At 52.7% G+C, this 19530-nt stretch carries 17 protein-coding genes; 14 read left to right on the top strand and 3 right to left on the bottom strand.

Translation table 11 applies throughout. From position 1 onward, the window contains the following. Positions 1-153 precede the first annotated feature (153 nt). Positions 154-1929: an LTA synthase family protein gene (locus tag ADH68_RS03305; RefSeq protein WP_084273901.1), complete on the top strand. Its 1776-nt coding sequence runs from the start codon at positions 154-156 to the stop codon at positions 1927-1929. After that, on the top strand, positions 1926-2648 hold the full coding sequence (locus ADH68_RS03300; protein WP_068959819.1) for a phosphatase PAP2 family protein: 723 nt from the start codon (positions 1926-1928) through the stop codon (positions 2646-2648). Before ADH68_RS03305 ends, ADH68_RS03300 begins: the two co-directional genes overlap by 4 nt. A gap of 162 nt (positions 2649-2810) precedes the next feature. Here the strand turns inward: ADH68_RS03300 and ADH68_RS03295 are convergent, their stop codons facing one another. Further along, on the bottom strand, positions 2811-4361 hold the full coding sequence (locus ADH68_RS03295) for an endonuclease (protein WP_068959820.1): 1551 nt from the start codon (positions 4359-4361) through the stop codon (positions 2811-2813). Between the two features lie 129 nt (positions 4362-4490). On the opposite strand from ADH68_RS03295, the gene ADH68_RS03290 reads away from it, so the two are divergent. From ADH68_RS03290 to ADH68_RS03235, 12 genes are all read left to right on the top strand, one after another. Beyond that, positions 4491-5141 carry a chromate transporter gene (locus tag ADH68_RS03290; RefSeq protein ID WP_068959821.1) on the top strand — a complete coding sequence of 217 codons (651 nt, stop codon included), beginning with the start codon at positions 4491-4493 and terminating at the stop codon, positions 5139-5141. Next, the gene (locus ADH68_RS03285; protein ID WP_068959822.1) at positions 5138-5668 is read left to right on the top strand and encodes a chromate transporter; all 531 of its coding nucleotides are present in this window, start codon (positions 5138-5140) and stop codon (positions 5666-5668) included. The genes ADH68_RS03290 and ADH68_RS03285 overlap by 4 nt, the downstream gene beginning before the upstream one ends. A 35-nt stretch (positions 5669-5703) precedes the next feature. Further along, on the top strand, positions 5704-6999 hold the full coding sequence (locus tag ADH68_RS03280; RefSeq protein ID WP_068961949.1) for a bifunctional folylpolyglutamate synthase/dihydrofolate synthase: 1296 nt from the start codon (positions 5704-5706) through the stop codon (positions 6997-6999). A 79-nt stretch (positions 7000-7078) separates the two neighbouring features. Continuing rightward, on the top strand, positions 7079-7537 hold the full coding sequence (locus ADH68_RS03275; RefSeq protein WP_157755863.1) for an energy transducer TonB: 459 nt from the start codon (positions 7079-7081) through the stop codon (positions 7535-7537). 116 nt (positions 7538-7653) lie between these two features. Then, positions 7654-8382 (top strand): lysophospholipid acyltransferase family protein, encoded by a 729-nt coding sequence (locus ADH68_RS03270; protein WP_068959824.1) that lies wholly within the window; start codon positions 7654-7656, stop codon positions 8380-8382. A gap of 118 nt (positions 8383-8500) precedes the next feature. After that, on the top strand, positions 8501-9055 hold the full coding sequence (locus ADH68_RS03265; RefSeq protein ID WP_068959825.1) for an IS1096 element passenger TnpR family protein: 555 nt from the start codon (positions 8501-8503) through the stop codon (positions 9053-9055). Positions 9056-9286: 231 nt separating this feature from the next. After that, complete coding sequence (locus ADH68_RS03260; protein WP_068959826.1) at positions 9287-9970, top strand: SDR family NAD(P)-dependent oxidoreductase; 684 nt, start codon at positions 9287-9289, stop codon at positions 9968-9970. 119 nt (positions 9971-10089) lie between these two features. Further along, entirely contained in the window at positions 10090-11019 is a 930-nt protein-coding gene (locus ADH68_RS03255; RefSeq protein WP_157755862.1) for an alpha/beta hydrolase, read from the top strand. Positions 11020-11198: 179 nt separating this feature from the next. Continuing rightward, positions 11199-11996 carry a DUF5715 family protein gene (locus ADH68_RS03250; RefSeq protein ID WP_088294772.1) on the top strand — a complete coding sequence of 266 codons (798 nt, stop codon included), beginning with the start codon at positions 11199-11201 and terminating at the stop codon, positions 11994-11996. A gap of 5 nt (positions 11997-12001) precedes the next feature. After that, positions 12002-15430 carry an AsmA family protein gene (locus ADH68_RS03245; protein ID WP_068959827.1) on the top strand — a complete coding sequence of 1143 codons (3429 nt, stop codon included), beginning with the start codon at positions 12002-12004 and terminating at the stop codon, positions 15428-15430. 6 nt (positions 15431-15436) lie between these two features. Further along, on the top strand, positions 15437-16180 hold the full coding sequence (locus tag ADH68_RS03240; RefSeq protein ID WP_068961951.1) for an HAD family hydrolase: 744 nt from the start codon (positions 15437-15439) through the stop codon (positions 16178-16180). A 54-nt stretch (positions 16181-16234) separates the two neighbouring features. After that, a complete protein-coding gene (locus ADH68_RS03235; protein ID WP_068959828.1) occupies positions 16235-17293 on the top strand; it encodes a 3-dehydroquinate synthase in 1059 nt (352 codons plus the stop codon). A gap of 123 nt (positions 17294-17416) precedes the next feature. Here ADH68_RS03235 and ADH68_RS03230 read toward each other — a convergent pair whose 3' ends face one another. Continuing rightward, the gene (locus ADH68_RS03230; RefSeq protein ID WP_068959829.1) at positions 17417-17614 is read right to left on the bottom strand and encodes a hypothetical protein; all 198 of its coding nucleotides are present in this window, start codon (positions 17612-17614) and stop codon (positions 17417-17419) included. Between the two features lie 314 nt (positions 17615-17928). Further along, positions 17929-19419 (bottom strand): succinate CoA transferase, encoded by a 1491-nt coding sequence (locus tag ADH68_RS03225; protein ID WP_068959830.1) that lies wholly within the window; start codon positions 19417-19419, stop codon positions 17929-17931. Between the last annotated feature and the right edge of the window lie 111 nt (positions 19420-19530).

Raw genomic sequence — 19530 nt, 5'->3', positions numbered from 1 at the left:
TAGTGAATAATACGCTGATATTGGTCGGAATGGTATATCTTTGCAGTCGAAAAAAGCGACTCAGGCCCCTTGGGCGGTGCATATAGTAATTATATAGTGAAGCAGCGATTATTATTATTCGTAACCATATTTGTACAGTTGACGGTCATTTTCGTGATTGCCAAGTGTGCTTTTGTGCTTGTCAACGCCTCCGTCTACAAGGGTATCGGCTTTGACGGTTTTGCTGCCGTAGTGTGGCACGGACTGCCCATGGATTTCTCCATGGCCGGATATCTTACCCTGCTTCCCGGACTGTTGCTCGCCGCGAGCGGCGCAGTAGCGTCTCTCCGGTGGGTGAGAACATTCTCCATCATCCTTAAATGTGTGCTTGTCGTCGAGGCCCTGGTTATCGCGCTTGCCGTGTCGGCCGACGCGATGCTCTACCCCTACTGGGGCTTCAAACTCGACACCACTCCGCTGTTCTACTTCATGTCGTCGCCCGAGGCGGCCATGGCGAGCGGAGGCACCGGCGGCGGTCTGGCCATGACGTCGATATTGTTTGCACTGTTTACGGCACTGCTGTTGATGTGGACAAAGTTTGTTCCCCTTGTCCCGGTTAAGGGGGCGCCGATGGAGCGTGTACGCGTGGCGGCAGTGATGCTCCTCTGCACCGGTGCTCTGTTCCTCCCCATACGCGGCGGTCTGACGGTCAGCACCATGAATCTAAGCCGCGCCTATTTCAGCAGTGACACACGCATGAACCATGCCGCTGTCAATCCTCTCTTCTCGTTTATGTATTCTGCTTCACATCAGAGTGGATTCGACTCGCAGTTCGACTATTTTACCCTCGACCGAGCTGCTGACATCCTCTCCGGCAGCGAGCGCGCATGCATTGGCGACACCATTGCCGCTCCCGTGCTGTCGACAACTCGGCCCGACATATACCTTGTTATTCTCGAGAGCTTTTCCGCCCATCTTATGCCCTCGCTTGGGGGTTCGCCGGTGGCGATGAGGCTTGATTCGATTGCCGAGGATGGTATGCTATTCACCCGTTGCTATGCGTCGAGCTTCCGCACCGACCGCGCTCTCCCTGCCATACTCAGCGGATATCCCGGACAGCCCACCACATCGATTATGAAGTTTGTCGGGAAGACCGACCGTCTTCCGTCGCTCCCGCGCTCCCTGGATGCCGAGGGCTATGCGCTTTCATACTACTATGGGGGCGATATCAACTTCACCAGCATGAACGCCTATCTCATGTCGGCCGGATTCGACCGCATAATATGCGACCGCGACTTCCCTGTGGCGGAGCGCATGAGCAAGTGGGGCGCTCCCGACCATCTGGTGTTTGACCGTGCGTTGTCCGATGTGCCTGCTTCGTCCGATACCGTTCCGGTGTTTACGGTCATACAGACATCAAGTTCTCACGAGCCGTTTGACGTGCCATGGCAATCGGAGTTTTCCGATCCGCGACTCAATGCGTTTGCCTACGCTGACAAGGCGCTTGGCCAATGGTACGACGCTATGTCGCGCACCCCGCGGTGGGACCGCTCGCTCGTGGTCATCATCCCCGATCACTACGCCGTGTGGCCCGACACGCTTGTGTCGCAGGAGAGCCGCCACCATGTGCCGCTGGTCATTGCCGGAGGCGCGTTGCGTTTGGGGCCTGCACGCGTCGATGCCGTTGTCGCCCAGACCGACATTGCCGCAACCGTGCTCGGCATGCTCGGGCTATCGGCCGCCGAGTTCCCGTTTAGTCACAACGTATTTGACCCTTCGGCTCCGCATATGGCGTTCTTCAGCGATGCCGAGCACGCCTCAGTGGCAACTCCTGCCTCAGTTGCAACCCTCAATGTCTCCTCCGGTCTCCCCGAAGAGGGCGACAGTCTGGGGCTGGAGACAGTAAAAGCCTATTTGCAAATTCTTTATAACGACTTACAACAGAGATGATTGAATTTCTCTCCCAGATTGACACTCAGGTATTCCTGTTTTTCAACTCGTTTCATACCCCTGCGCTTGACCAGTTTATGATGCTCCTCTCCCACAGGATGGTGTGGGTGCCTATGTATGTAATGATATTTGCCATGGTTGTGCACCGCTACGGACTCCCTGCCGGTATTATAGTGGCTCTCGGTGTGGCGCTTACCGTCACTTTGGCCGACCAGACATGCGCCACTCTTATCCGTCCGTTCGTGCAGAGGCTACGCCCTGCCAATCCCGACAATCCCATTTCCGACCTCGTGCATATAGTATGGGGCTACCGGGGAGGAAGCTACGGATTCCCGTCGTGCCATGCGGCCAACACATTCGCCGTGGCCACCTACCTTTCATATGTGTTCCGCCATCGCCGTCTGGCCGTAGTGTCGCTCTTTGCATGGGCCGCATTCAATTGCTACAGCCGCGTGTATCTCGGGGTGCATTATCCGGGCGACATTCTTGTGGGCGCTGTTATCGGTGTGTTTATGGGCTATATTGTACACCGTATCACAAATCTGGCTGTAATATGGATTCTGCGCCACCCGCTCAAATCCAACCGCGACAGGGTGCATATCAGCTTCGGCTCGGGCATGCCCGAGTTGCATATGAGCAATGAGTCGCTCATATGTGCCACCGGAGTGCTTACCACCACCGTGCTCCTGTTCATCTCACTGTTTGCATATTTTGTTTAATCCCTTCGTTGTTTTGGAGAAATAAGAGCTTGTTTAGTCGCCATACTGTTAGCGTATAGTATAACATTAGCCCCACCCAAGCATCGCATTAGCGTTTCGCAGGGTGGGGCTATTGCATTGTCGCCGGGCCTATGCCGGGCATGTCATTGGTGGTGACTTGCGTTAACGTAGGATTTTGTATGTACGGCCGCGCTGGCGCACGATGAGGAGGCCGGAGGTCGAGGGATGGACGCGGCGTCCGTCTATGGTGTAGTACTCGGCGGGGAGCGACGGGTCAAATTTCACGGGCGTGTCGAAGATATTGTCGATGCCCGATGTGGAGCCGCCGCGCAGTTCTATGCTTTTGATTTCCCATGCTCCACAGGTAGAGGTGGTGCTGGTGTAGCGGAATCCGATTTTCACCTTCTTTCCGGCGTAGGCCGAGAGGTCGATTATGCCGGATTTGATGAATGACCATAAGTTGCCCGCGGGCCATGTCACCACGTCGTTTATGGGAGTGTCGACGCCGTCGCATATCACGGATACGGTGAGATAGTCGGCACACTTGCCCGGGAGGAAGTTGACAGCATGCTCAAACTGCATGTAGGCGTTGGTGGTGGCGGCGAGGTCAATCTCTTCGGTATAGAGTGTGGCGTCGCTATCATAGCGTGTGCCGCCGATGAATGAGTTGGCCACCCATCCGTACTGGGTGCTGCGGTTCCATACCTTGGACGAAGAGCCCGGAGCCTTGACGGTGGTCTCGGTCACACCATTGTCGCCCTTGGTATAGTCGGCCGCGTAGAGTATCTCCATACGGTAGTAGTGGTTGGGGTTGGCGGGATCGAGGGGTGCTGCAGGACGGTATGTGCCTCCACCGGCCACGACTGTCTTCTCGGGGTCGAACGTACAGGCTGTGCTGTCGCCCCAGAGGTACTCGAAGAGGTTGGGGAAGTCGATGTAGGGGTTGCGGTTGCCCTGGATTTTATAGACGGCATCGTTGCGGTTGATTTCTATCTCGTCGGGCTCGTCGAGGCGGCACCATTCGGAGTAGAGGTCGGCGGCCCACTGCTTGAATGTGGGGTACTGGTTGTTGTCGAGGAACTGAAGGCCGACTTTTACCCATGTATAGTTTTGCCATGCGGAAATCATATACATGTATCCGCGCGAGAAGTCGCCCTTATATTTATCGATCGGCTCCCACACGTTTTCGCTGACATTGGTGCCTTTGCCGATTTTGGTATATCCGTCGTCGGTCGACACGTTGGCAACGCGGTCCATCACAAGATTTGATTTGGCGCTGTTGGTGCTGTTGTCAGAGGGGTAGAGGTTAAACAGGTCGTTGTATATGGTGCCTTCGGTGCCTCCCCACCACGATTTGGGGAAAGAGTGCTCGATGTTCATCTCTATATAGTTGCCCTTGGAATTGGTGGTGCCCTTTATGTCCTTTTTAGGACGCGAGCCGCGTTCGCCCACCTCGAATTTAAGGTCGCTGTAGCGGTTGAGATATGTGCCGTCGGGCAACTGGTCGGTCTCGTAGAATGCCCACCAGGTCTTGTTTGCCCCGGGGCCGTAGCCGGGAGCTTTGGGATTCTTGATTGTGTTGTATATCGCGTTTTTAAGGTCGGCTCCGCTCAGGCCTTTGAGGTTGTCGTAGTAGCCCTCGGGTATTTCGGCCATCAATGTCGACGGAAGCGCCGCGACAGCAGCCAGGGAAAGCAGGTAGATTTTCTTCATGCAGGATTATGTTTGGTGAATGATTGGAAACTTGAATGCAAAAATACGTGTTTTTATGAATAAAACATGAATAAGGGATGTGAAAAAGAGATGTAAATTAGTAATTTTGCACCCTCGTAAATATAGCTTATGAGCATACAGGACAATAAACCGGAGATGGAGGAGAATTCTCCGGCCGGCGGACGGATATACGGGCCGCTTTTTTGGACGTTTCTGAAAATCGGTGCATTCACCTTTGGCGGCGGATGGGCCATGATATCCATAATCGAGCGTGAGATAGTCGACAAGCACCACTGGATACGCCGCGAGGAGTTTCTCGACCTGCTGGCTGTGTCGCAGTCGCTTCCGGGCATTCTTGCGGTAAACATTTCGGTAAGCATCGGCGACAGTCTGCGCGGGCTGAAAGGGAGTGTGGTGGCCGCTCTGGGCACTATCCTGCCGTCGTTTCTGATAATTCTGGCTATCGCCATATTCCTTACTCCCGACATCATAAAGGAGAATGAGGTGGTGAGCGCCATATTCAAGGGCATACGTCCGTGTGTGGTGGCGCTGATAATTGCTCCGGTGCTCACGTCGGCTCGCTCGGCCAAGATAGGCTGGCGCACGGTGTGGATACCTGTGGCCGTGGCGCTGATGATATATTTCGGAGCCAACCCGATATGGTTTATCATACTTGGCGGATTGGGCGGCTGGCTGTGGCTGCGACGTGTCAACCGCAGGCTTCACGATGCCTCCGGCCGTAACGACAACGGCGCTGAAGAGAAAGGAGGTGAGCGATGAGCGTGTATCTCAAGCTGATATGGGCTTATCTGAAGATAGGCCTGTTCGGGTTCGGTGGCGGATACGCCATGCTGGCTCTTATCGAGAGAGAGGTGGTAAACCCGGGATGGATTACCGAACAGATGTTTACCGACATCGTTGCTATATCACAGATGACCCCCGGCCCGATAGGCATCAACAGTGCCACGTATATCGGCTATGTGGTGACGGGCAGTGTGTGGGGTTCGGTGGTGACCACTCTCACGGTGATGCTTCCGTCGTTTCTGCTGGTGCTCTATGCAAGCCATTTCATACACCGGCATAAGGATTCCGAGGTGATAAAAGGTATTTTCGCCGGGCTTCGTCCGGTAGTCATCGGGCTTATCGCCTCGGCGGCCCTCCTGCTGATGAACCGCCAGAACTTCCCCGACAATACATTCAGCATACTCATCTGTGCGGTGTCGTTCCTGCTGGTATACTTCACGAAGATGCATCCGATATGGATAATCTGTCTGGCCGGCCTGGGCGGATTTCTGATATATTACTGATTGACTTTGCATAAAAATCTATTGACGATATGGCTATGACCTACGAGCAGGCGCTCGACTTCCTCTACACACAGTTGCCGATGTATCAGCGGCAGGGTGCTCCGGCCTATAAGCCGGGGCTTGACACTTCGCGTCGTCTGGCCGGTGCATTCGGCAATCCTCACCGGCAGTTCCGCTCGATACATGTTGGTGGCACCAACGGCAAGGGTTCGACAGCCCATACGCTTGCCGCCATACTCCAGGCGGCGGGCTACCGCACCGGACTCTATACGTCGCCCCATCTGGTCGACTTCCGCGAGCGCATACGTGTGGACGGTAAGATGATAAGCCGCGAAGGAGTGGCCGACTTTGTGGAGCGTTACCAGGCCCTCCCCGCCGAGGTGAGGGAGCTGCATCCGTCGTTCTTCGAACTTACGATGGTTATGGCGTTCGACTACATGGCCCGCTGCGGAGTGGATGTGGCCGTTGTGGAGGTAGGCATGGGCGGCAGGCTCGACAGCACCAACATCATAAGTCCCGACCTCTGTGTCATCACCAACATATCGCTCGACCATACACAGTTTCTTGGCTCTACGCTGCCCGAGATTGCCGGCGAGAAGGCCGGAATCATCAAGCCCGGTGTGCCCGTGGTGGTGGGTGAGGCCGAGGGCGATGTCAGGCGTGTGTTTGCCGACAAGGCCGCGGCCGAGGGTGCTCCGATAACGTTTGCCTGCGAGTCGCCCGATTACATCTCGGCTCGGCCGGAAGAGGACTGCATAGTGTATGAGGGCACTCCGTACGGCACTCTGCGCGGACAGCTCACCGGCGACTGCCAGCCACGCAATGCCGCCACCATACTTGCCGCCACCGGGCGTCTGATTGAGGCGGGCTATCATATCGGGGCGCAGGATGTGGCCCGCGGCATGGCCCATGTGTGCGACGATACCGGTCTGGCAGGGCGCTGGATGGTAGTGGGACGACGTCCGACTGTGGTGTGCGACACGGGGCACAATGCCGGAGGATGGCAGTATCTCGCTCCGCGTCTGGCCTCTCTGCCCGGGGTGAAGCATATGGTGCTGGGTTTTGTCAGCGACAAGGATGTGAGCCATATACTTGAGATGATGCCGCGCGGCGACGTAAGGTATTATTTTACCCGAGCCTCAATAGACAGGGCGATGGATAGCGTCCGTCTGCTTGAAATCGCCCGCGGCGTCGGGCTCGACGGCACTTCCTACCCTACAGTGAAGGATGCAGTGGCTGCAGCTATGGCTCAGGCTAAGGAGGACGACACCGTGTTTGTAGGCGGCTCGACCTTTGTGGTGGCCGACTTTCTTGCCGCCTTCCACGGCTGATTGTCCGCCGTCAATCTCCCGGTAGGGTTCTTTATGTATTATTAAACAAGCTCTTATATTTACCGGTTAAAAAATGACCATGAAAAGATTTGTCACATTAATGCTGCTTGCGGTGATTACACTTGGAGCGCGTGCCGACTATAATTCGGCAAGAGAGAGTTGCGATGAATTGACTCCGGATGTCTTAGTCCCTTTGCAAGAGGATGTAAAGGCGGATGCCTCGGATGAGGTGTGTCTTGCACCTGACAAACCGGCGCAGTATCCCGGTGGAGAAGTTGCAATGATGCGGTGGATTGCTGCAAATCTGCGCTATCCTCCTGTTGCATATGAAAATAAAATCCAGGGGCGTGTAGTCCTTCAGATTGAAATCTCTGCTACCGGGGAGGTTGACAAGGTAAATGTGATACGTGATGCTGCCCCTGACTTAAACGCAGAAGCAGTAAGAGTCGCAAAGAAAATGAAGGGATGGGTGCCCGGCACATACAACGGACGTCCGGTAAGAACCAAAATGAATTTGCCTATCACGTTTAAGCTCTAAGCCAAGCTCTAAAAAGCTCATAACTTAAACAAGATATGTCGATTAATTGCGGGGGTGGTAAAAAAATAGGCGGACACTTGCATTTTCAGCTATAGCGCACTAAATTTGCAACCGTGATGATGATACTTTACCGCATATACCAGATTGTGATAATGGCCCCGGTACTGCTTGTGGCCACTATCCTTACCGCATTGCTGTCGATACTCAGCGCAGTGGTGGGCCTTGGACGGTGGGGCGGATATTTTTTCCCCCACTGGTGGGCCCGTCTGTTCTGTGTGATGACACTGGTGAGGGTCCGGGTAGTGGGGCGCGAGCATGTGAAGCCCGGCACATCATACGTGTTTGTGGCCAACCATCAGGGTGCCTACGATATCTTTTCAATCTACGGCTATCTCAACTACCAGTTTCGTTGGATGATGAAGAAGTCGCTTGAGAAGATACCTCTGGTAGGGTATTCGTGTAAGGTCACTGGGCATATCATGGTCGACAACTCCTCGCCTTCGGCCACGCGCCGCACTATGGAGCTTGCCGAACGGCAGTTGCGCGGAGGCATGTCGCTGGTGGTGTTTCCAGAGGGGGCCCGAACATGGGACGGGCATATGCGTCCATTCAAGCGCGGCGCATATATGCTGGCTATGGAGTTCGGACTGCCCGTAGTGCCGATTTCGATTGACGGGGCTTTTGACGTCATGCCGCGGTTCCGGAAAATACCGCGCTGGGGCACGATAACTCTTACAATCCATAAGCCTATCGAGCCGAAAGCCGACGGACGGCATGACCTCGGCGAGGTAATGGCCGCAAGCGAGCGCGCTATCAAGGAGTCGCTCCCCGAGCGTTTCCGCTGATACACATAGGCCGGAATATATGCAATCAGAAATCATCCCGCTCAAGAATATCTAAAAATCCGCTCATATTTATATAAGCCACCAGTTAATTACTCACTGAATCAAAAATTACCTTCCAATGATATTCAACTTCAGAATAGTGTCAGACGAAGTCGATGACTTCCGACGCGAAATCAACATTGACGCCGATGCTACGTTTCTCGATTTCAAGAATGCAATCTGCGACAGTGTGAAATATGACAAGAACCAGATGTGCTCTTTCTTCCTGTGTGATGACAACTGGGAGAAGGGCAAGGAAATCACGCTTGAGGATATGGATGCCGATTCCGACCAGGAGGTGTATCTGATGGACGAGACCGTGCTTAGCGACTACATTGACGATGGCCAGCGTCTGATTTTTGTGTTTGACTATATGACCGACCGCTGTTTCTTTATCGAGATGAAGAAGAGCATCGCGGGCGAGAATCTGAAGGATCCCATCTGTGTGGCTTCGCGCGGTGCTGCTCCCGCTCAGATTATGGATTTCGATGAGTTTGAGACAAAGGCTGCCGTTAATACGTCGGTGTCGTCGGGCGATGATTTCGATGAGGAGTTTTATGGCTCGAGCGAGTATAACGATGATGAGTTTGATGCCGCAGGATTCGACGAGATGACTTTTGACGAGAATATGTAGACTTTTATTAGTCTATAAAAACATCCGCATGCAATCTGTCAACGGATTGCATGCGGATGTTTTTTGTAGGATTGTATTGCGGAGGCTGGAGTCTCAACATTTGTTGAGATATACTTTGTGTACTATATGTATCTTTGCCGCATGAATCGTTACTGCATGCTTGGTCATGCTGATGATTAAATAGATGACGTAACTGTAACAATCCATTGAGAATGTAATACTAATTGAGTAATGAATGTTGCGATTATCGGAGCGACGTCGGGAATCGGCCGGCGGCTGTGGGAGCATTATTCCTCAGGGCATAATATGGTGGCAGTGATGGGCCGGCGCGTGGAGCTGCTTGAAGAGATGGCAGCCTCGCGTCGGGAAAATACTCTTACTTACGCGTGTGATATATCCGACATGGGCGAGTTCGACCGGGCATTGGAGGCTATGACGGGCGAACTTGGCAGTCTGGACATAGCGATACTCTGCGCTGGTATAGGCGAACTTAATCCGGCGCTTGATGCCTCGGCGGAAATCGAGACTGCAAGGGTGAATGTAGACGGATGGACTAATGCTGCAGTTGGGCTATATCGACTTTTTGAGCGACAGGGGTGGGGACAGCTTGTCACGGTCACATCTGTCGGTGGCCTTATGCCTGCGGCAATGGCTCCGGCTTACAGCGCTTCGAAGGCCTATCAGATAAATTATACCAAAGCGTTGCAGCATAAGTCGAATGGCACCGGTGTTGTCGTGACCGAGATACGTCCCGGACTTGTCGATACCCGCATGGCCAAGGGCGACGGACTCTTCTGGGTGATGCCTGTCGATAAAGTGGCGTCACAGATAGTGAAGGCTATCGCACGACGGAGGCGCCTTGCTATAGTTAGCCGCAGGTGGAGGTTGGCCAACTATATTCTGCGTCATATATAGATTGTCGGCAGGAATATCTAAATTTGCAGGTAAATAAATTACCTGTGATGTATAAAAAGATAGCCAATCGTTTATGCCTGATATTGAGGCCGGCGACGGTGTTGTTGCTTTTAATGGTTATGGTGTCCGTAGCAGAGGCCGTGGATTTCTGTAGCGAGGCCGATAGCTTTTTGCGGGGCATGCCTAAGGGGCTACAGGAGCGGCAGACTCGCGCCATAGAGGATGCCATAGAGGGAGATGTCAGCAACCTGGCGGCTGTAAGGAATGCGCGGAATGCAAAGCCCGTACTTCCCGGTGATGTCCGCTGCGACAGCATAGGAGAACATGCGGTATTGTTCAGGAGCGAGGCTTATAGAAACGATACGGTGCCTTTGCTGGTGTATTTTCATGGCGGGGGATGGACGATAGGCAGTATAAACAGTTGTTCGCGCTACTGTGGTGCGATGGCTGCAGGAGGTGTGGCCGTGCTTGCCGTGGATTATCGTCTTGCCCCGGAATATCCTTATCCTAATGGCCTTGACGATTGCCGGAGGGCCGTAGAGATGGCTTCCGATAGCCTTGATACATGGCGATGCCGAAGTGTTTCGGTTGGGGGCGATAGCTCGGGCGGCAATCTCGCCATAGTTACGGCAATGAGTATGCCGGCCGGGGAGCTGGAGTCGCTTGTCGTGTTTTATCCGGTCACCAAGGCCTATGCCGATGGTTCGGAAAGTTGGAAAGAGTACGGAAAGGGATACGGACTTGACAGTCGGTTGATGGAGGCGTTCAACCGGGCTTATGGCGGAGGATGCGACAATCCGCAGGTGTCACCAGCTCATGCCTCCGACAGAGAGCTGCAGACGTTGCCGCGCATGATGATTGTGGGAGCCGACCGCGACATATTGAGAGACCAGGGGCGTGAGTTTGCCGACAGGCTAAGTCGCCTTGGGGAGGATGTAGATTACAGGCTGTTTCCCGGGTCGGTGCACTTGTTTATTACAGTAGGCGGACAGACTGCGGCATTTGACGAGGCCGTCAGGTACAGTCAGGAATTTTTGAAAAAGCACTGACGTCGAGCACTCTATGCTGTGAAAAGTTGTTATTTTAATTGAACAACGGTAAGGTATCCCGCTTGAGGTTGGTGGAGTGGCGGGATTTTGGTAACTTTACGGTTGTAAACCTGACAATCTCTAAAATCAATATTATATAAATCAGTCAATCTTTCAGAAGATTGTAGAAAGGAAATTTGATGATAACAAGATACATATCACTTGTTTTCAGTGCTGTGGCCGTGTGGGCTGCGGTCATCGCCGGAATTACGCCGGTATTGTACGGTTGCTCGTCGGGTAGCTCTGAGGCAGAGGCTGCCGTAAATGACACGGTCTACGTAATGGTCAAGGAAAAGCCGGTGGGGAGGAATCCTTATGACAGGCATCTGGATTCGATGCCTGACGACGAATGTGTCAAAATGAAAATCAATCCAGTAGGGGGTACACTTGGACGAGTGTTCAATGACAGCAATTATATCCATCTTGATGAGGCTGAGCGTATTGGGATAAAGCCTATAGAATCGATTGCCGATGTATGGCGGCTTAAACGGCCGGTGTGTCATATACGCAGTTGCCGTGAGTACGGGGTGGACTCTCTTACTCATTCACTTCCTTATCTGGTGCCCGAGGCCGCGGCTCTGCTCAGAGAGATAGGGGAGAGATTCAACGACTCGCTCCAGGCCCGTGGCGGTGGTTCCTACCGGTTGAAGGTGACGAGTGTGCTTCGCACGAAGCATGGCATAAAAAAGTTGCGTCGCAGCAACCGCAATGCAGTCGAGGCCTCGGCCCATCAGTATGGCACTACGTTTGATATCAGTTATGCGAAATTCCTGTGTGACTCTGTCACGGTAAACCGTACGCAGGAGGATCTCAAGAATCTTCTCGGCGAGGTGCTTAAGGCGATACGCGACGAGGGAAAGTGCTACGTGAAGTATGAGAGGAAACAGGGTTGTTTTCATATTACAGCGCGTGACATACGTAAGGAAGGAGAGAGCTGACATCTATGGTAAAGAAGATACTTAAGTGGGCGGCATGCACTGTGGTGGGGTTCATACTCCTTGTGGCAGTCGCGCTTACCCTGATTGTGTGGATAATGACCCCGGCACGCCTTACGCCGATAGTGGCTCGTGTGGCAAATGACGCGCTGGAGGCGCATGTGGGCATCGGTCGGGTGGAGCTGACTCTATGGCACACGTTCCCGCATCTTACGGTCGACATCGATTCGCTTACGATAGTCTCCGAGGCATTCGACAGCCTGCCTGTAGGGCAAAAAGCCTTTGTGTCGGCGGAAAGCGACACCCTACTGAGGGTTGGGCGTTTTCATGGCGCGGTCAATGTGGCGGCTCTTCTAGCTGCGAAAGTCAATCTGTATGATATAGAGCTTGAGGGAGCAGCGGTCAACGTGGTGGCGCTTGACTCTCTACATGCGAATTATGATATTTTTCCTGCAACGGAGCCTGCCGACGACTCTACCGGTCCGGTGTTTGTGCCGGATATATCGCTCAACCGCTTTGATATAGTCGATTCGCTGTCTGTAAGCTATCGTTCCATTGCCGATAGTGTGAATATAAGGCTTGTGCTTGCCAAATCGCCGTTGGTGGAGAATGCCGAAGGTGGCTATGCTCTGTCGGTAGAGTCGATGCTGGACATCGACATGCCTCAGGCGCTTGTGGCGCGTCCGGTGACAATTAATCTCGGCGGTGCCGTCAAATGGAACAGCGACAAGCCTATGCTTATGTCGCTCAGTGATTTCGGACTGGATGTCGGTACTCCGTCAGGAGGCAGTATCAAGTCGGTATGGAATACTACTCTGGATTTTACCGAGCCTCTCGCAATCACCGAACTGACATTTGAGGTTGGACCGTTTGCACCCGCTGCGGCTATAGGTCTCCTTCCGGAGCATATACGCAGTGAAATAGGCAGTATCGACAGCGGTATGGAAATCGTCGTGACCGGTGAGTTTACAAAGCCTTTCAGACCGATGACCGACAGCATTCCATCAATGGCACTGAGCATAAAGATACCGCGCTGCAGCGTTGTGTATGACAGTACGGTAAAGATTGACCGTATTGAAGCCGATATGGATATTGCGCTTCCCGGGAATATCGACTCAATGACGGTAACTGTCAATGCTTTAAGACTTGGTGGAATGGGCGCCGACATCACCGTAAATGGAGTGGTCGGGAGTCTGACTACCGATCCGGCTTTCACAGGCAAAGTCACTCTGGAGAGCCGTCTTGCCAGACTGCCGCGGCAATTGCTTGCTATGCTTCCCGACTCTACGGTGGTCGGAGGGATAGTGCGTCTTGATACCGGAATGAAGTGTAGGGCAAGCGATTTTTCGATGGCTAATTTCCACAGACTGATACTTGACGGCGCTCTATATATTGATGACTTTACCTTTGACTCTCCGGGTTATGGAGTGTCATGCTATACCCGCCATTCGGAGGTAAAACTCGGCACATCCGGTAGTTTTGTCACAGCCAATAATGTAAAGGTCGACTCGCTACTCACTCTGTCGATGAACACTGATACCATATCCGCCATTGTCGACGGGATGACAATCCGTCTGAAGAATGCCAAGGCTGGTGCAGGATGTCTCAACCGTCCGCCCTCGGCCGACAGTACGGCAGTGATACCTTTCGGTGGTATGCTGAAGGCCGATATGGTAAGCTATGTGGATACAGATTCGTCAAGGATGAGTCTGGCAGATATCGCGGCACGCTTTGCATTGCGTCGCTATGAGCACAATGCCCATCTGCCTCAGGTAAATGTGAATGCCGATGCGGGCAGTATATTCTTTACCGACAGGAAAAACTTCATGGGCCTGCGCAAGAGCCATTTCGAAGTAAACGCACATATAAAGCCCAGGCGAGTCCGCAACCGGGAGTTCACGGCAGCCGACTCGGCTCGTTTTGCCGCCCGCCGGGCCGGTTGGGAGGCCGAGAGGGCGATGCATGCCGGAGCCGACAGTATAGACCTCAGCGTCGATGAGTCGACAGGACGTCTGTTGCGCCGCCTTCAGATGAGCGGACGTCTCACAGCCGAGCGTGGCGGGATGTTTTCACCATATTTCCCTCTGCGCAACCGCATATCCAGATTTGACATGGAGTTTTCGACCGACAGTGTGGTATTGCGCAATGTGAGATATGAGTGCGGCAGGTCCGACTTTACTATAAACGGCTCTGTGTCAAATATACGCAGAGCTCTGACGCGTGGCGGCAAACTTGAACTGGACTGGAATCTACACAGCGATTCGCTCAATGTCAACGAATTGGTTCAGGCGCTTTACAGAGGCGCAGACTATGCGGCCAAGTCCGACGGCACCGCTGTGAATGTCGATGCACGGTCGGAAGCCGACCTTGACAGGATGGCCGACAACGCCTCTATGTCGGCCGACAGTGTGAGCGCAGTACTCATACCGATGAATCTCGACGCACGGCTTAATGTCAGCGCCGACAATATAGTATATTCCGACATGGATATGCACGATTTCAAGGGCGAACTTCTTGTAAGCGAGGGTGCTCTTAATCTACACAATCTTCATGCCTCGTCGGAAATGGGTCGTGTGAGTCTCAACGCACTGTATTCAGCTCCTGACAGGAAAGAGATGCGCTTTGGCATGGGGCTGGACCTCACCGGCATTGATATAAAGAAATTTGTAGGCATGGTACCTGCGGTAGATTCTCTGATGCCTCTGCTCAACAGCTTCGAGGGCATTATCGACGCGAGCATAGCCGCCACAGCCGATATCGATACTACGATGAATATAGTTATGCCGTCGCTTGACGCCGCCATAAGACTCAACGGACGCGACTTGGTGCTTCTGGACGGAGAGACATTCCGCACACTGGCCAAGTGGCTGATGTTTAAGGATAAACAGAAGAATGTAATCGAGCATATGGAGGCAGAGATGCTTGTGCGCAACTCGATGGTACAGCTGTTCCCGTTTGTATTTGATTTCGACCGTTATCGTCTGGCCGTGATGGGAAGCAACGACCTTGATTTGAATTTCAAGTATCATATATCGGTGCTGAAGTCGCCATTGCCGTTTAAGTTTGGAATAAATCTGTCGGGAAATCCGGATGACATGAAGGTGAGGCTCGGGGGCGCCAAATATAAGCCTGGAGATGTGGGCGAAAGTATGGCTATTGTGGCGGACACAAGGGTCAATCTGCTTAAGGAAATTGACAATGTGTTCAAGCGTGGCTCCAGGGCCGCCCGCCTGGGTGCGCTGAAGATTGAGGGGGCTGTGCCACCCGTTACCGATGGCCGGGAGGTAGCTGACACGATATCGGCCGCCGACTCGCTGGTGTTCATTAAGGAGGGTCTTCTCCCGGCTCCGCCACCTCTGCCTGCCAACGGAGATGACGATGTGGCGCCCGTCGACAAGAAATCCAAAAATAAAAGAAACAAAAACAAGAAAGAATAAATGGCAATGACTCCTGAACAGATGGCTGTAAGCCGCTATCTGAAGCGGCACGACTTGATTAGCTTCTCTCCGACAGCGGCGCTTATCGATATGGACGGCACGCTGTATGACTCTATGCCACGGCATGCCGACGCGTGGTACCGTCTGATGACGGAAGAGGGTGTACCCTGTGAGCATGACGAGTTTTTCATGTATGAAGGACGCACCGGACGCGATACGATAAGACTGTTGTTCAAGCGTGCGTTCGGACGCGATGTCACTGATGAGGAGTGTGAGGCTCTGTATCTGCGCAAGACACAGTATTTCAAAGAACTGCCTGATGTCTCACCGATGCCGGGCGCTGATAGGATGATAGGCGAATTCATGCGACGCGGCATTACTACGGTACTTGTCACCGGCTCAGGCCAGCGCTCGCTTATCGACCGTCTTGACCGGGATTATCCGGGAGCCTTTCCTGCGGGTATGCAGATTACTTCGCGCGATGTAGTTCATGGAAAGCCACATCCGGAGCCTTATCTGAGGGCTATGGAAAGAGCGGCAGCAACGCCCGACAGCAGTATTGCTGTTGACAACGCTCCCATGGGGGTGCTCTCGGGCGCCGAATCGGGTGCATTTACCATCGGAGTCACAACAGGGCCGATTCCTGAGAAAGAGCTTGTCGATGCCGGTGCCGATATCGTGTATCCGTCGATGCTTGTGCTTGCCGAGAGGTTGCCTTTGCTTCTTGACGTATTCGGCATGTCAATATAACTGTGTCGGTAATTCCCGAACAACTATAAATCAAGAACATTAAGAAACGCTTGTATGCAGAAACTGATATTTACAAATGAAGTGGCCCGCGAACTTTCAGGACTGATTGCTGCGGCCAATCCCCATGGTGTTTATGTGCTCGCCGACAGCAATACCGTCATGCTTGTATGGCCTTATTTAGCCGCCGATTGTCCGGCCTTGTCGGATGCTCGGCTGATTACTGTTCCGGCGGGAGATATCAACAAGAATCTTGACTCGTTGTCGCATATATGGAGTGAATTGCAGAAGCTGGGCGCCAATCGCCACTCCATGTTGATTAATGTCGGTGGAGGTATGATAACCGATATAGGCGGGTTTGCTGCATCGACATTTAAGCGTGGCATGCGGTTTATAAATGTCCCGACTACCCTGCTCGGGGCTGTTGACGCCTCTGTCGGAGGAAAGACGGGTATAAATTTCGGAGGACTTAAAAATGAAATCGGAGCTTTCCGTGAGGCTGAGGCTGTGGTTATATCTACAGCTATGTTTTCATCGCTGCCGGATTCGGAGATGTATTCAGGCTACGCCGAGATGATAAAGCATGGTTTGCTTGATGGCGAGGAGGCACTTACGGCATTACTTGCATATAATCCATGTGTACATGATTTCAATTGCATGCTTGAGCTGTTGGAATCGTCGGTTGGAGTGAAACGGCGTGTTGTCGCCGAGGACCCTACTGAGAAAGGGCTGAGAAAATCTCTCAATTTGGGACATACGGCAGGGCATGCCTTTGAGAGCCTGGCTATGGAGAAAGGTGCGCCAGTGCCCCATGGCTATGCTGTGGCGTGGGGCATTGTGGTGGAACTTGTATTAAGCCATATGCACAAGGGATTTTCTACAGCTCTGCTGCGCAAGATTGCTGGCTATGTGCGTGATCATTACGGTGTTCCGTCGATTACATGTGATGACTATCCACGTCTGCTTGAGTTGATGCATCACGATAAGAAGAATCTTGACGACAGGATAAACTTCACCATGCTTGAGGCTCCCGGAGTTGTGGCAATCGACAGTATTGCCGGCGAGGAGGATATCAAGGTGGCTCTTGATATTTTCCGTGATCTGATGTCGATGTAGCGCATATCTCTGACGTACGGGCATAAAAAAAGCTGATCACTTTGTGTGGTCAGCTTATTTCATGCTGTGATTCCAGAGTGTACTATGGCACGGAATTCACTGCTGTGTTGGGGCGAGCAAAAATTACTCAGCAACAACGGCAGAGTCAGCGGGAGCAGCTACGCTGTCAGCAGCTACGCTGTCAACAACTGCAACTTCCTCTACAGCAACTTCCTCTACAACTACAGAGTCAGCAGCGTTAGCCTCGGCGTTAGAGTTGCCACCGCAAGAGAAAAGTGATACGCTGAATACAACAGCAAGTAATAAAACTAACTTTTTCATTTCGTTTTGTAATTAATAATAAAACAATTTTTTAGCTTCAAAAACGATGCAAAGTTAATACATTTCCTGGAATTGCAAACACTTTTTTTCTGAAATTTTTGCAAGGAGATCTTATTTTTGCAAAAAATCCGAAAATCGGGTGTTAATTAATTAAGTTATGTTAAATTAATGTACTGTGAATAAACATCAACGGCGATACGTGAGGTATCGCCGTTGGTATAATGGATATTTCCGGAGGGGCAATCACTTCATAAAATGATGCCGTGAGATATCCGGAAGAAATCGAGTATTAAATTTATGCGCAAATTTGCTTATCAGAGGTATTTTCCGAAATCGGTGAGGTGCATGTCGCCCTGTGCGTTGAATGTCTCGTGCATTGCGAAAGCCGCGCGAAGGGTATGGGGAGTCTGTCCCATACCGAGGCGTAGGTATTCGCGGAGCATCGGACGGTAGTCGGGATGTGCGCAGTTTTCAATGATGGCTTCGGCACGCTGTACGGGATCTTTGCCGCGGAGGTCGGCTACACCTTGCTCGGTAATGATTACGTCTACGGAGTGTTCGCTGTGGTCAACGTGGGCTACCATTGGCACGATTGCCGAGATGAGGCCGCCTTTGGCTACCGACGGGCATGAGAATATCGAGATGTAGGCATTGCGGGCGAAGTCGCCGGAACCGCCGATACCGTTCATCATCTTTGTGCCGAGCACATGTGTCGAGTTGACATTGCCGAAGATGTCGGCTTCGAGAGCGGTGTTCATGGCAATCACACCGAGTCGGCGTATTACCTCGGGGTTGTTGGAGATTTCGCTCGGGCGCAGGAGCACTTTATTGCGGAAGAACTCGATGTTGTCGTACACGTGGCGCATGGCATCGTCGGTGATGGTCATGGCACATGTTGAGGCAAATTTACAGCGCTCGCGTTCCATGAGGTGGATTACGGCATCCTGGATAACCTCGGTGTACATTTCGAACGGTGGTATCTCGGTAGCGTCGGCAAGACCGAAGAGCACGGCATTGGCCACATTACCCACACCGCTCTGGAGAGGGAGGAATTCTTTGGGTATGCCACCGCTGCGATACTGGCTGATAAGGAATCCGGCAACGTTGGCTCCGATGCGCTTGCTGATGTCGTCAAGTTCGGAAAACTTCTTCACACCGTCGGTGACGTCGCTCTTCACGATGCCGATAATCTTGGATGGGTCGACACGCAGAATGGTGTCGCCGATGCGGTCGCTTGGCTTATATATAGGTATCTCGCGGCGGTAGGGAGGGTCGAGGGGGATATATATATCGTGGAATCCTTCAATCTCTGGCGAAATCGAACTGTTGAGCTCAATCACAATCTTCTTGGCCATGCGGGCCAGAGTAGGGATGTTGCCTACGCCTGAGCCGAGCACGATGTTGCCTTTGTCGTCGACGCTTGCAGCATCGATGATGGCGAAGTCGATGCCGCCGAGCTCACCGTAGCGCAGTGTCTGGGCGAGTTCGGAGATGTGCATGTCGAAGTAGTGTGCATCGTGGGAGTTGATGCGCTTGCGGAGATCGGGGGTGTTCTGGTATGGCGAACGGCGGTCTAATGCGTTGGCACGGGCGAGGGCGCCGTCGGCATGTTCCTGGGTGGATGCGCCGGTGTATACGTTTACTTTGAACGGCCGGCCGGCTGCATGTTCGCGCTCAGCTTTCGCAGCCAGTGCTTCAGTGACAAGTTTCGGGGTGCCGGATGCCGTAAAACCTGACAGACCTAAGGTATCTTGATCTTTAATCAGTTCGGCAACTTCCTGCGGAGTAAGAACGGGGAATGCCATATCTTGAATATTTTGATAATGATATTGTAATGACAATAAATTGGTAGGTGGTCTTTTCGAGAAAGTGGCCTACTTTTTGTAATTTTGCACAAAATTAGGAAATAACCGTCC

Origin of the sequence: Muribaculum intestinale, assembly GCF_002201515.1 — a bacterium.
GTDB lineage: Bacteria > Bacteroidota > Bacteroidia > Bacteroidales > Muribaculaceae > Muribaculum > Muribaculum intestinale.
Note: the sequence above shows the minus strand (reverse complement) of the source record. Positions and strands in the feature narration are given on the sequence as shown.

Bases quoted from the DNA above. Each gene is read 5' to 3' on its own strand.
- ADH68_RS03280 (WP_068961949.1), top strand. From the start codon at position 5,704: ATGACCTACGAGCAGGCGCTCGACTTCCTCTACACACAGTTGCCGATG.
- ADH68_RS03250 (WP_088294772.1), top strand. From the start codon at position 11,199: ATGATAACAAGATACATATCACTTGTTTTCAGTGCTGTGGCCGTGTGG.
- ADH68_RS03260 (WP_068959826.1), top strand. From the start codon at position 9,287: ATGAATGTTGCGATTATCGGAGCGACGTCGGGAATCGGCCGGCGGCTG.
- ADH68_RS03265 (WP_068959825.1), top strand. From the start codon at position 8,501: ATGATATTCAACTTCAGAATAGTGTCAGACGAAGTCGATGACTTCCGA.
- ADH68_RS03290 (WP_068959821.1), top strand. From the start codon at position 4,491: ATGAGCATACAGGACAATAAACCGGAGATGGAGGAGAATTCTCCGGCC.
- ADH68_RS03295 (WP_068959820.1), bottom strand. From the start codon at position 4,361: ATGAAGAAAATCTACCTGCTTTCCCTGGCTGCTGTCGCGGCGCTTCCG.
- ADH68_RS03230 (WP_068959829.1), bottom strand. From the start codon at position 17,614: ATGAAAAAGTTAGTTTTATTACTTGCTGTTGTATTCAGCGTATCACTT.
- ADH68_RS03285 (WP_068959822.1), top strand. From the start codon at position 5,138: ATGAGCGTGTATCTCAAGCTGATATGGGCTTATCTGAAGATAGGCCTG.
- ADH68_RS03255 (WP_157755862.1), top strand. From the start codon at position 10,090: ATGGTGTCCGTAGCAGAGGCCGTGGATTTCTGTAGCGAGGCCGATAGC.
- ADH68_RS03240 (WP_068961951.1), top strand. From the start codon at position 15,437: ATGACTCCTGAACAGATGGCTGTAAGCCGCTATCTGAAGCGGCACGAC.
- ADH68_RS03245 (WP_068959827.1), top strand. From the start codon at position 12,002: ATGGTAAAGAAGATACTTAAGTGGGCGGCATGCACTGTGGTGGGGTTC.
- ADH68_RS03300 (WP_068959819.1), top strand. From the start codon at position 1,926: ATGATTGAATTTCTCTCCCAGATTGACACTCAGGTATTCCTGTTTTTC.
- ADH68_RS03270 (WP_068959824.1), top strand. From the start codon at position 7,654: ATGATGATACTTTACCGCATATACCAGATTGTGATAATGGCCCCGGTA.
- ADH68_RS03275 (WP_157755863.1), top strand. From the start codon at position 7,079: ATGAAAAGATTTGTCACATTAATGCTGCTTGCGGTGATTACACTTGGA.
- ADH68_RS03225 (WP_068959830.1), bottom strand. From the start codon at position 19,419: ATGGCATTCCCCGTTCTTACTCCGCAGGAAGTTGCCGAACTGATTAAA.
- ADH68_RS03235 (WP_068959828.1), top strand. From the start codon at position 16,235: ATGCAGAAACTGATATTTACAAATGAAGTGGCCCGCGAACTTTCAGGA.